The 12668-nt window shown below is 70.5% G+C and carries 8 protein-coding genes and 1 pseudogene; 3 read left to right on the top strand and 6 right to left on the bottom strand.

The annotated features are described in order from the left end of the window. Window positions 1-9: 9 nt before the first annotated feature. A complete protein-coding gene (locus tag ACFYOP_RS20550) occupies window positions 10-2748 on the top strand; it encodes a Tat pathway signal sequence domain protein (protein ID WP_356897952.1) in 2739 nt (912 codons plus the stop codon). Here the strand turns inward: ACFYOP_RS20550 and ACFYOP_RS20545 are convergent. Continuing rightward, complete coding sequence (locus tag ACFYOP_RS20545) at window positions 2639-3031, bottom strand: zinc ribbon domain-containing protein (RefSeq protein ID WP_388452276.1); 393 nt, start codon at window positions 3029-3031, stop codon at window positions 2639-2641. The two genes, ACFYOP_RS20550 and ACFYOP_RS20545, sit on opposite strands and share 110 nt — an antisense overlap. A 72-nt stretch (window positions 3032-3103) precedes the next feature. On the opposite strand from ACFYOP_RS20545, the pseudogene tnpA reads away from it, so the two are divergent. Further along, window positions 3104-3301, top strand: a pseudogene (gene tnpA / locus ACFYOP_RS20540) (IS200/IS605 family transposase); the annotation flags it as partial. Between the two features lie 100 nt (window positions 3302-3401). Here tnpA and ACFYOP_RS20535 read toward each other — a convergent pair. The 3 genes from ACFYOP_RS20535 to ACFYOP_RS20525 all read right to left on the bottom strand — a co-directional run bounded on the left by ACFYOP_RS20535 (window position 3402) and on the right by ACFYOP_RS20525 (window position 8363). Further along, window positions 3402-4358: a PmoA family protein gene (locus ACFYOP_RS20535; RefSeq protein WP_356897953.1), complete on the bottom strand. Its 957-nt coding sequence runs from the start codon at window positions 4356-4358 to the stop codon at window positions 3402-3404. After that, a complete protein-coding gene (locus ACFYOP_RS20530; protein ID WP_356897954.1) occupies window positions 4355-5497 on the bottom strand; it encodes a Gfo/Idh/MocA family oxidoreductase in 1143 nt (380 codons plus the stop codon). The genes ACFYOP_RS20535 and ACFYOP_RS20530 overlap by 4 nt, the downstream gene beginning before the upstream one ends. Window positions 5498-5723: 226 nt before the next feature. Continuing rightward, window positions 5724-8363: an alpha-L-arabinofuranosidase C-terminal domain-containing protein gene (locus ACFYOP_RS20525; protein ID WP_356897955.1), complete on the bottom strand. Its 2640-nt coding sequence runs from the start codon at window positions 8361-8363 to the stop codon at window positions 5724-5726. Between the two features lie 219 nt (window positions 8364-8582). Between ACFYOP_RS20525 and ACFYOP_RS20520 the strand changes: the two genes are divergently transcribed. Further along, a complete protein-coding gene (locus tag ACFYOP_RS20520) occupies window positions 8583-9752 on the top strand; it encodes an aldose epimerase family protein (protein ID WP_356897956.1) in 1170 nt (389 codons plus the stop codon). A gap of 126 nt (window positions 9753-9878) precedes the next feature. Here ACFYOP_RS20520 and mmsB read toward each other — a convergent pair whose 3' ends face one another. Next, on the bottom strand, window positions 9879-11120 hold the full coding sequence (gene mmsB, locus ACFYOP_RS20515) for a multiple monosaccharide ABC transporter permease (RefSeq protein WP_356897957.1): 1242 nt from the start codon (window positions 11118-11120) through the stop codon (window positions 9879-9881). A gap of 5 nt (window positions 11121-11125) precedes the next feature. Continuing rightward, a complete protein-coding gene (gene mmsA, locus ACFYOP_RS20510) occupies window positions 11126-12652 on the bottom strand; it encodes a multiple monosaccharide ABC transporter ATP-binding protein (RefSeq protein ID WP_356897975.1) in 1527 nt (508 codons plus the stop codon). Window positions 12653-12668: the final 16 nt, after the last annotated feature.

The following is a 12668-nucleotide window of genomic DNA, read 5'->3' as shown; positions in this document are numbered from 1 at the left end:
GGAATTGTCATGTCCCCCATCTCCCGCAGAACCCTGCTCTCGGCGGCCGCGGCCGCCGGCGCGGCCGCCCAGTTCAGTTGGGCCCTCGGCGGCAGCACCGCCCAGGCGGCGCCCAGGGCCGAGGCCGCCGACCCCCGGCCGGTGACCCTGAAGTGGCTCGAGGCCGACGGGCTCGGGGCCGCCCCCGGCACCACGCTCGGCGTGCCCTGGCCCAAGGGCGCCCACCCCAAGGACCAGACCTTCTCGCTGGCCACCCCCGACGGCCGGGAGGTCCCTGTCCAGTCCTGGCCGCTCGCCCAGTGGCCCGACGGATCCCTCAAGTGGAGCGCCCACGCCATCGGCCCCGAGCGGACCGCCGACGCGTTCACCCTCACCCCCGGCAGCGCCGCCGCCCCCGCCCGGCGGGTCGCGGTCACCACCACGGGCGGCACGGTCACCGTCTCCACCGGTGTCATCACCGCGAAACTCGGCAGAAGCGGATCCAGTCTGGTCAAGTCCGTCACCCGGGGTTCCACCGAGATCGCCAGGGACGGACGGCTCGTCATGCTCCGCCAGGGCGAGATCGAGGACGGCGACCAGGGCAGGGAGACCTACGAACGCTTCGAGAGCCACATCGAGGAGACCCGGGTCGAACAGGACGGGCCCGTACGCGCCGTGGTCCGCATCGACGGAAAGCACCGCCGCGGCAACCGCAGTTGGCTGCCCTTCTCCGTCCGGCTCTACTTCTACGCGGGCGCCGAGTCGTTCCGCATGGTGCACACCATCACCTACGACGGCACCCAGGAGCCCGGCAAGGCGAGCGGCGACTTCATCCGCGGGCTCGGCGTCCGCTTCACCGTGCCGATGCGGGACCCGGCGTACGACCGGCACATCCGGATCGGCGGCGACGGCACCGGCATGCTGCGCGAAGCCGTCAAGGGCGTCACCGGACTGCGCCGCGACCCCGGAGCGGCCGTCCAGGCGGCCCAGTTCGAGGGCCGGAAGCTGCCCGACCCGGCCACCTGGGACCAGCGGGTCACCAGCCGGCTCCACCTGGTCCCCGACTGGGGCGACTACACCCTCAGCCAGCTCTCCGCCGACGGCTTCACCGTGCGCAAGCGCACCAAGAAGGGCCACGGCTGGATCGCGGCCGGCGGCGGCCGGCGCGCCTCCGGCTTCGGCTACGTCGGCGGCGCGAGCGGCGGTCTCTCCTTCGGGCTGCGCGACTTCTGGGAGAAGCACCCCGCCGGACTCGACATCCGCGACGCCCACACCGACAGCGCCGAAGTCACCCTCTGGCTCTGGTCGCCCGAGGCCCAGCCGATGGACCTGCGCTTCTACCACGACGGCCTCGGCCAGGACACCTACGAGAAGCAGCTCGAAGGCCTCAACATCACCTACGAGGACTACGAGCCCGGCTTCGGCACCCCCTACGGCATCGCCCGCACCAGCGAACTCCTCTTCTGGGCCCACGACTCCACCCCCGGCGCCGGCACCCTGGCGAAGGAGACGGCCGCCGTCCGCACCCCGCCCCAGCTCGCCGCCCCGCCCGCCCAGCTCGTGTCCGCCAAGGTCTTCGGCGGTCTGTTCGCCGAACCCGACCGCTCCACCCCGGCCAAGGCCCGGATCGAGGACCACCTCGACTTCCTCTTCACGTACTACCGCGACCAGGTGGACATGCGGCGCTGGTACGGCTTCTGGGACTACGGCGACATCATGCACAGCTACGACCCGGCCAGGCACCAGTGGCGCTACGACGTCGGCGGCTACGCCTGGGACAACTCCGAACTCTCGCCCGACCTGTGGCTCTGGTACGCCTATCTGCGCTCCGGCCGCGCCGACATCTTCCGGTTCGCCGAGGCCATGACCCGCCACACCGGCGAGGTCGACGTCTACCACCTCGGCGAATGGGCCGGCCTCGGCACCCGGCACGGCATCCAGCACTACGCCGACAGCGCCAAGCAGCAGCGCATCGCCAACACCACGTACCGCCGGTTCTACTACTTCCTCACCGCCGACGAACGCACCGGCGACCTGATGCACGCCAACGTCGACTCCGACGAGACCTTCCTCGCGCTCGACCCCATCCGGAAGATCCGCACCGAGCCGTACACCCCCGACCGCCACGCGCTGTCCATCGGCTTCGGCACCGACTGGAGCGGCCTCGTCTCCGCCTGGCTCACCGAATGGGAGCGCGGCGGCCCCAAGGCGGCCAAGGCCAAGGCCAGGGTGCTCTCCACGATGGAGACGATCGCCGCACAGCCCAACGGTTTCGTCCAGGGCAGCGGGCTCTACGACCTCGACACCGGCCGGTTCGCGATCGACAAGGAGCCCAAGGTCGGCGTCTCGCACCTCTCCGCGGTCTTCGGACTGAACGAGCTGTGCGCCGAGCTGATCGACCTCGTCGACATGCCGGAGTTCAAGGAGGCGTACCTCGACTACTGCCGCTACTTCAACGCCACCAAGGCCGAGCAGGCCGCGCGCTACGGCTCGCACTTCGGCTCGCTGATCCTCTTCCAGGGCCACTCGCGGCTCGACGCGTACGCCGCCGTGCAGACCGGCGACGAGAAGCTGGCCCGGCGCGCGTGGGAGAAGTTCTACCACAGCGACGGCTACAGGGAGTCCGCGCCCTGGGCCACGGAAGAGGTCGGCGGACCGGTCACACTGGTGCCGGGCAGTGAGGCCAACTGGGTCCACACCAACGACACCTCGCTCTACGGCCTCGCCGCGATCGAGAACCTGGCGCTGCTCGGCGACCGTATGCCTTGACGTGCTCTCTGGCCTGAAGGTCAGGGATTCCGGCCTGGGTCGTTTGGCCCTTCCGGGGGCTTCCTGCTTCAACGCGCTGTGCGGGCACGTGTGCCCGTCTTACCGGCGCTCCACAGGCGTTTGGCGTCTCCACTCGTCCGGCGGCGACGATACGGCGTCCTTCGAAGAGGACATTGCGGGCTGCGTTGTGGTCGCGGTCATGCACGGTGCCACAGGCCCTGCACGTCCATTGCCGGACGTGCAGGGGCTTGGGGCCGTCCCGGAATCCGCAGGCCGAGCACACCTGCGAGGAGGGGAAGGCCCGGTCCACCTTGGCGAAAGGTGCGGCCGCGCAGAGCCGCCTTGTGGCGCACTACCCCCCAAGGTCGCCGTCTCCAAGCTGGTCAACAGCCTCAAGGGCGTCTCCGCTCGGTACCTTCGACGTGAGTACACCGGGGCGATGAACCGCGCCACCCTGCACGGACACCTGTGGTCACCCTCGTATTTCTCCGCTTCATGCGCAGGCGCACCGCTGGCAATCATCCGCCAGTACATCGAACAGCAACAACGCCCGCGCTCACCTGCGGTTCAGAGCAGACCCGAAATGCGCTTCATCCCCGGCCTGAAGGCCGGGGCTTTCACCCACGAACCTAGGTAGAGCCCTTCGGGCTGTGTCACCAGGACCGCAGGCGGGACTCAATCCCCCTGCGGTCCAGTGCGCCGTCGGCCACCACGATCCGGTAGCGGTAGGCGAAGGCGGCCCCCGGCGGGAGCGTGAACTCCTCGTGGAACGCCCAGGAGAAGGCGACCGTCGGGGTCGGCTCCGACCGTACGAACCAGTGGGAGGGATGGATGGCGCGCTCGTTCTCCGGTGCGTGGGCGAAGACGAGGGTGCTGGACGCGTCGACCTCGTCGTGCACGGCGGTGAAGGCCAGCCAGGGCGTGTGCCGCCCCATCAGAGCGGCGGCCCCCGCCTCTCCGCCGCCGTGCCGGCCGTCCGGTCCGTGCTGACTGTCCGGGCCGTTCGGGCCGAAGACCTGCCCGCCCGTGAAGTCACGCGGGCCGCGCCAGTGCAGCCCGGTGTAGCCGGCCGCCCGACGCCCGGCGGTCGTCGGCGAGCCGAAGCGCAGCGGCTCGTCACGCACGTTGGTGAGGTCCATGGACCAGTCCAGTGCCCACGACCCCGCCACCGGCTCCACGGAGTGGACGGTCAGGGTGCGCCGCTCCCGGGCCCACTCGGTGCCGCCGTTCTCGATCCAGGTGAGCCGCTCGGCCAGCGTCAGCCGGTCGTCCTCGGTCGTCAGAGCGTCGAAACCGTCGTGCCGCATCCAGCCGATCCGGCCCGGCAGCGGAAGGTAACCCTCGCCGTGCACATAGGAGTTGCCGCCCCAGAAGTTCTGCCCGGACAGATGGCTGGCCGTCATCTGCAGACCCTTGTGCCAACGGTGGTCATGGGGGCGGTAGCCCGTGACGACGCGGCCGGACAGCGTCCGCAGCGGATGGACGTACGGCTTGCGGGACTCGAACGCCTCGGGGTCGGGCCGGTAGACGTACGTCATCAGCTCCACTCCCGCGCACGAGACGACGACCTTCTCGCCGTGCGTGTGCGTGACCTGGACCGGGGCGCTCACCGGCCGCCGCCCGTGGCGGGGACGGGCGCCCAGTCGGGGTGACCGCCGTGCATGGCGGAGTAGTACGGGTCGCCGGGCCCGATCTCACCGGCCCGCACGGGCAGTCCGGTGAAGGCCGACTTGTACAGCGCGGCGACGAACTCCAGGGTCCGGCGGGCGTCCGGCCCGCCGCCGGGCGGCCGCGTCCCGGCGCGCATCGCCGCGAGGACACCGGCCAGCTGGGCGGAGTGTGAGCTCGGCACCTCGGCGGCGGGCGTCCGCCACGCCTTGACGCGCTGCTCGTCGACGGCGGTGTGCGGAGCGGGGGTGTAGCTCCAGTCGTCGTTGGAGTGCCCGTAGAGATGGGTGAGTTCGACGGTCGCGTCGGCGCAGTCGACGCGGATCCGGCTGACCTCCTGCGGTGACACGACGCTGTTGACGACGGTGGCCATCGCGCCGTTCGCGAAGCGCACGAGCGCCGTGGAGACGTCCTCGCTCTCCACGTCGTGGACGAGGCGGCCCGCCATGGCGCGTATCTCGGTCCACTCGCCGAGCAGATGGAGCATGAGGTCGATCTGGTGGATGCCGTGCCCCATGGACGGGCCGCCGCCCTCGGTGGCCCAACGGCCGCGCCAGGGCACGGCGTAGTAGTCCGTGTCGCGGTACCAGGTGGTCTGGCAGTGGGCGACGAGCGGCGCGCCGAGCTCCCCGGCGGTCAGCAGCTCGCGGGCGTGCTCGGCCCCGGAGCCGTAGCGGTGCTGGAAGACGACGGACAGATACGGACCGCCCGAGCCGTCCTGGCCCTCGGCCGCCGCCATCGCGTCGAACTCGGCGAGCGACAGACACAACGGCTTCTCGCACAGCACCCAGGCGCCCGCCCGCAGGGCCGCCACGGTCTGCTCGCGGTGGAACGCGGGCGGCGACGCGAGGAGCACCAGGTCGGGGCGGGCGCCGGCCAGCATCTCGCCGACGCCGGCGTAGCCCTCGACCCCCGCACCGGCGACGGCGCGGAAGGCGTCGAGCTGCGCGGTGTTCACATCGACGGCGGCGACCAGTTCCACGGCGTCGGCGTGGTCGGCCAGTGCGGGCAGATGGCTGCCGCGCGCGATGGCTCCGGTACCGACGACGGCGGCACGCAGCCGCCCGGTGGGGCGAGACATGGGGTTGCTCCTCGGGGAGAGCGCGCAGAAAGCGCTTGCTGTCCGCCCACTTTACGGGTGCGGGGCGCGGCGGGACAAGGGACCGGGGGCGCGGGTGGGCGCCCATGGGCGTGTCGCGGACCGCCGTCGAGCGGCGGCCCGCGACACCATCGGAGCGAGCACTTCGCATGAGGCCGCGCCTCGCCGTCCGGACGGCGAGGCGCGGCACGCGCGCGGCCCTGTCCGGTCAGCCCTCGGGCGTGGTCGCCTTGATGCGCAGGAACGTCACCGAGTTCGGCGGGAACGTGTGGCTGAACGTGTTGTCCACGCCGCGCAGCACCGAGCGTTTCGGGCTGATCGGGGTGGCCGTCGCCGTGTTGACCGCGTCCGGGTCGCCCGCGAGGGTCGTCAGGCGGGCCGTCGGTGAGACGTCGGTGCGGCGGCCCAGGTCGACACGAGTCCGGGCCGACGCGTCCTGGGCGTTGACGACCTTGACGACGAGTTCGCCGCGGGCCCGGTCGTACGTCACGACCTGGCGGAAGGGCTCCGCAGGCTGGTCGGTGAAGCTGCCCCACTCCTTGCCGTCCAGGAAGAGCGTGACCTGCCGGCCGCGGATCTTGACCAGCAGGTCGTACTCCTGGCCCGCGTTGATCGTCGTGCCGTCCTCGATCACGACGTTCTTCGCGCCGTGCTCGGCCTGTTCCACGGCGGAACGGGTGTTGTTCCAGCCGCCGAGGTTCCACCAGTAGTGGTTGCCGGTGTCCTTGACGCCGAAGGCGACCAGGAAGCCCTCGCGACCCGACTTCTTCGTGGCCTTCACCCGCAGGTCGTAGTTTTCCCACTGCGGGTCCCCGGCGGTGACCATGGTGTCCTCGGCGGCGGCGTCGGACTGGACGAACGCCCCGTCCTGGATCTGCCAGGAGCCGCGGCCCGCCGCCCGGGTCCACTGGGAGTCGGTGCCGGAGAAGTCGTCCCGGAGCAGGGTGCGGCCGTCGGCGGAGGTGACGGAGACGTCGTCGTACGAGGCGCTGGTCGCCCAGGTCGACAGCCCGACCGCGCCGGTGATGCCGGCCTCTGCCGCCGGGGTGCCGGACGCCTCGCTGGGCACGACGTGGTCGCCGACGTTGGTCATGAACAGCTTCTGCATCTCGTAGTTGGCCGAGCCCCACGACCGGTGGTTGTCGAACCAGATCATGTTCGGCTGCCACTGCACATAGTCCTCGTTGGCGAGCAGCGGTGCGTAGGACGCCATCTTGACGATGTCCGCGTTGCGTTCGAGGCCCGTCATGAACGCGGCCTCCGCCAGGGCGTTGCGGAACCGGTTGTCCCGGGAGGCGTACTCACCGAGGAACACCTGGGGGCCCTCGCGGTCGTACGAGTCGTAGCGGTCGTTGTTCTCCAGGAACCACGACGGGTTGTTGTAGTAGTGCTCGTCGACCATGGCGGCGCCGGCCGCCCGGCTGAGCTCCCAGGCGCGGTCGAACACGGGTCCCGTGTCGTCCGGGCCCGAGTTGCTGATGACCGTGATGTCCGGGTACCGCGCCTCGATGGCGTCGCGGAACTCGGTGAAGCGGGCCATGAACTCGTCGGGGAGGTTCTCCTCGTTGCCGACCGCGAGACGGGTGAGGCCGAACGGCTTCGGATGGCCCATCTCGGCACGCTTGGCGCCCCACGGCGAGGTCCTGGGGCCGTTGGCGAACTCGATCAGGTCCAGCGTGTCCCGGATGTGCCGCCGCAGCAGCTCGGGGTCGTCGGTGGCCCGGTTCTGGCCGCACCCGGTGACCAGCGCGGGGACGACGGGTACGGGCATCGCGCCGATGTCCTCGGCGAACTGGAAGTACTCGTAGTACCCGAGGCCGTAGGACTGGTTGTAGCCCCAGAAGTTGGCGTTGGTGGCGCGCTGCTCGACGGGCCCGATGGTGTCCTTCCACTGGTAGGAGCGGCTGCGCTCCCAGCCGGGCGCCTCGTAGGCCTCGTGGCTTCCGGTGTTGACCAGGCAGCCGCCGGGGAAGCGCAGGAAGCCGGGCTTCAGGGCGGCGATCTTCCGGGCGAGGTCCTCGCGCATGCCGTTCGGCCGGTTCTTGTACGTGTTCCTCGGGAAGAGCGAGACCATGTCGAGCCGCAGCGTCCCGGAGCCGCCCGCGCCGACGGTGAGCCGGCCCTCGGTGCTGGTGCGGCTCGCGGTGAGGGTGCCTGTGTAGCGGGTCCAGCGGTCGTCGCCGGCCCGGACGGTCAGCGGCTCGGCGAGGGCTCCGGACGCGTCGTCCAGAAAGACGGTCAGCGGTGTGCCGCCGGCCCGGTCGGTGCGGGCCCACACCGAGAAGTCGTACCGCTGCCCGGCCCGCACGGCGATGCCGGTGTTGTATCCGCTGTTGGTGAGCCGCACGCCCGCGTCGGCGCCGTCGAGGGACATCCGCAGATAGCGCCTGTTGCGTTCGTTCAGGCGGCCGTCGTCGTCGACGACCTCCGCGGTGGCGGCCCCTGCGGTGGTCGTGGCCCACGAGGTCAGGGGCGTGTACGAGGAGTTGTCCGCCCGGTCGTACTCGAAGGAGCGGTTCTGCACGAGCTCCGCGTACAGGCCGCCGTCCGCGGCGCGGTTGATGTCCTCGTAGAAGATGCCGTACATCGAGTCGTCGATCGATGCGCCGTGGCCGGACGGATCGACGGTGAGGCTGTAGTCGGTGACGGGTGCGGCGGATTCGGCGGATTCGGCGGGTGTGGCGGGTGTGGCGGGTGCGGGCGCGTCGGCCGCACCGGTCACGTCCGACGCGGTGGCCGGGCCGGCGCCGAGGGTGCAGGCCAGCAGGATGCCCGTGCACAGACGGGGCCACGGCTTCGTCCATGGGCGTCGGGATGGCGCGCGCGTGCTTGTCGTGCGGGTTGCCATGGGGCTCTCCTAGAGACAATGCGTTCGAGATGTCGAACGTTGTGCGAAATTGCGCATGGCGAGCATGGGGGAGCCGGTCTGGGTGCGTCAATACACGGGTCTGCGCGGGCTGTTGACATGACGCGAACCCGGTCGTTGACTTACGCCACCTTCTCGAACATTGATCGATATTTCGAACGGGCCGCAACTCGGCGGCCGGCGAAGGAGTGATGAGGAACCATGACGACCAGCAGGCGCGCGGTCCTGGCGGCGGCCGCGGGCGCCGCAGCTGCCGCGGCCACCACGACGACAGCGGCGGCCGGCCCGAAGGACGCCGGGGCCGCCCGCGCACACGAGCCGGTCCGCGAACGCTTCGGGACACTGGCCGACGGCACCCCCGTCGACCGGTGGACCGTCGCGGCCGGCGGGACCCGGCTGCGGGTCCTGTCGTACGGCGGCATCGTCCAGGCGCTCGAGATCCCCGACCGCCGCGGCCGCCCGGCGAACGTGTCGCTCGGCTTCGCCGACCTGGCCGGCTACGTCGCGAAGAGCCCGTACTTCGGCGCCCTCATCGGCCGCTACGGAAACCGCATAGCCGACGCCCGGTTCACCCTCGACGGCACCACGTACCGGCTCCCGGCCAACGACGGCCCCAACAGCCTCCACGGCGGGGACCAGGGCTTCGACAAGCGCGTGTGGGACGTCGAGCCGTACCGCAAGGGGGCCGGCGTCGGGCTCACCCTGCGCCGGGTCAGCCCGGACGGCGAGATGGGCTATCCCGGCGCCCTGACGGTCCGGGTCGACTACGTCCTCACCCCGCGCGGCGACTTCCGCATCGACTACGAGGCGACCACGGACCGGCCCACCGTCGTCAACCTCACCAACCACACGTACTTCAACCTGGCGGGGGAGGGCAGCGGCGCCGTTCACGACCACCGGCTGCGGATCGACGCCTCCCGTTACACGCCCGTCGACGCCACGCTCATCCCGACCGGCGAGCGGGCCCCGGTCTCACGGACGCCCTTCGACTTCCGGCACGCCAAACGCATCGGAGACGACCTGCGCGAAGGCCACGAGCAGATCCTGCTGGGGCAGGGCTACGACCACAACTTCGTGCTCGACAAGGGCGCCACCGCGACGCCGGAGCAGGTGATCACCGTGGCCGACCCCGCCTCCGGACGGGTCATGAGGATCGCCACCACCGAACCGGGAGTGCAGTTCTACAGCGGGAACTTCCTCGACGGCACCCTGAAGGGCACCTCCGGCCGCGTCTACCGCCAGGGCGACGGTTTCTGTCTGGAGACCCAGCACTTCCCCGACTCGCCCAACCGGCCCGGCTTCCCGTCGACCGTGCTGCGCCCCGGGCAGACGTACCGGTCCTCGACGGTGCACTCCTTCGGCACCTTCTGACGGGCCCCGGGAAGCGCGCGCGGAGGCGGCGCTCGGCACCTCGTCGGCCGCGTCCCGGCCCGGACAGCGGCGGGCCGCCGGTACGGAAGCTCGTACCGGCGGCCCCGCTCGCCCGGTGTCAGAAGGTCAGGAACCGACCTTGCGCTTGTTCCAGACGTCGAACCCGACCGCCGCCAGCAGCACCAGCCCCTTGATGACCTGCTGGTAGTCGCTGCCGATGCCGACGAGCGACATGCCGTTGTTGAGCACACCGAGGACCAGGCCGCCGATGACCGCGCCGAGCACCGTCCCGACGCCGCCGCTCATGGACGCGCCGCCGATGAACGCGGCCGCGATGGCCTCGAGTTCGAAGTTCACGCCCGCCTGCGGCACACCGGCGTTCAGGCGCGCGGCGTAGACGACGCCCGCCAGCGCCGCCAGCACGCCCATGTTGACGAACACCAGGAACGTGACGCGCTTGTCCTTCACGCCCGACAGCTTGGCCGCCGCCTGGTTGCCGCCGAGGGCGTAGACATGGCGTCCGACGACGGCGTTGCGCATCACGAAGCCGAAGCCGACGAGCAGGGCCGCCAGGAGCAGCAGCACGACCGGGGCGCCGCGGTAGCTGGCGAGGGTCATGGTGAAGGCGAGGACCGCCGCCGCGAGCGCCGCGCACTTGGCCAGGAACAGGCCCCTCGGCAGCACGTCGAGCTCGTACTTCTGCTGCCGGCGCCGGTCGCGGACCTCCTGCCACAGGGCGAACGCGAGCAGCGCGAGACCCAGCAGCAGCGTCAGGTTGTGGTAGTTGGTGACCGGGCCGATCTCCGGCAGATAGCCGGTGGAGATCTTCTGGAACCCCTCGGGGAACGGCCCGAGCGACCGGCTGCCGAGCAGGATCTGGGTGCCGCCGCGGAACAGCAGCATGCCCGCCAGCGTGACGATGAACGACGGGATGCCGACGTACGCGATCCAGAAGCCCTGCCACGCCCCCGCGACCGCGCCGAGGCACAGGGCGAGCACCAGGGCGAGCATCCACGGCACGTCGTGCTCGACCATCATCACCGCGCAGGCCGCGGAGACGAAGGCCGCCAGGGAGCCGACGGACAGATCGATGTGGCCCGAGATGATGACGATCATCATGCCGATGCCGAGCACCAGGATGTAGCTGTTCTGGAGCACGAGATTGGTGACGTTGTTCGGCATCAGCAGGACGCCGTCGGTCCATATTTCGAACAGCACGACGATGAGCGCCAGGGCGACGAGCATTCCGTACTGCCGCATGTTGCGGCGGGCCGCGTCCATCAGGAGCGACTTCGTGCCGGCGCGTGCGCCCGGCGGCGCCGGGCTGGGCGGGCTGTTCTTGGTGTCGGTGGTGGTGACCGGGCCCATGTCTGTTACCTCTTGTCGCTGGTGTCGGTCATGCGGCGCATGAGGACTTCCTGGGTCGCCTCTCCGCGCGGCACCTCGCCCGTGAGGCGCCCGGCGGACATCGTGTAGATGCGGTCGCACATGCCGAGCAGTTCGGGGAGTTCGGAGGAGATGAGGACGACGGCCTTGCCCTCGGCGGCGAGCCGGTCGATCACGGTGTAGATCTCGAACTTCGCGCCCACGTCGATGCCGCGGGTCGGTTCGTCGAGGATCAGCACATCGGGACCGGCGAAGATCCACTTGCTGAGGACGACCTTCTGCTGGTTGCCGCCGGACAGCCGGCCGACCTGCTCCATGACCGTCGGCGCCTTGATGTTCATGCTGGTGCGGTACGACTCGGCGACCCGGCGTTCCGCGTGCTCGTCCACGATGCCGCGCCGCGAGACCTTGGACAGGGCGCTCATGGTGATGTTGCGGCCGATGGTGTCGATCAGGTTGAGGCCGTAGTGCTTGCGGTCCTCGGTGACGTACGCGATGCCGTGGCCCACCGCCTCCGGGACCGTGCGGGTCCTGATCTCCTTGCCGTCCTTGAGTACCGTTCCGCTGATGTTGCGTCCGTAGGAGCGGCCGAAGACGCTCATGGCCAGCTCCGTGCGGCCGGCGCCCATCAGTCCGGCGATGCCGACGATCTCGCCCCGGCGGACGTCGACGGACACGTTGTCGACGACCTTGCGCTGCTGGTCGATGGGGTGGTGCACCGTCCAGTCCCGTATCTCCAGCGCGGGGTGGGCGCCCTGGTCGCCGGTCCACGGCGTGCGTTCGGGGAACCGGTGGTCCAGGTCGCGGCCCACCATGCCGCGGATGATGCGGTCCTCCGTGGTGTCGCCGTCCCGCACGTCGAGGGTCTCGATGGTGCGGCCGTCGCGGATGACGGTGACGGAGTCGGCGACCTCGGCGATCTCGCCCAGCTTGTGCGAGATGATGATCGAGGTGATGCCCTGTTCCTTCAACTCCTTCATCAGGACGAGGAGTTTGGCGCTGTCCTCGTCGTTGAGCGCGGCCGTCGGTTCGTCGAGGATCAGCAGCTTCACCTTCTTGGAGAGCGCCTTGGCGATCTCCACGAGCTGCTGCTTGCCGACGCCGATGTCCGCGACCCGGGTCTGCGGGTGCTCGCGGAGGCCGACGCGCTGGAGCAGGGCGGCGGCGTGGCGCAGCGTCTCGTTCCAGCTGATGATGCCGCGCCGGGAGTGCTCGTTGCCGAGGAAGATGTTCTCGGCGATGGACAGGTACGGCACCAGGGCGAGTTCCTGATGGATGATGACGATGCCGCGGTCCTCGCTGGCCCGGATGTCCTTGAACGCGCACCGCTCGCCCTCGAAGAGGATGTCCCCCTCGTAACTGCCGTGCGGATGGACCCCGCTGAGCACCTTCATCAGCGTCGACTTGCCGGCGCCGTTCTCCCCGCAGATGGCGTGCACCTCGCCGGGCGCCACGGTCAGCGTCACGTCGGACAGCGCCCGCACCCCGGGGAACGACTTGCCGATCGAGCGCATCTGGAGGATCGGCGCG

This window comes from Streptomyces sp. NPDC006294, from assembly GCF_042870895.1.
Classification (GTDB): Bacteria; Actinomycetota; Actinomycetes; order Streptomycetales; family Streptomycetaceae; genus Streptomyces.
The sequence above is the reverse complement of the archived record's forward strand: the minus strand, read 5'-3'. Positions and strand labels throughout refer to the sequence as shown.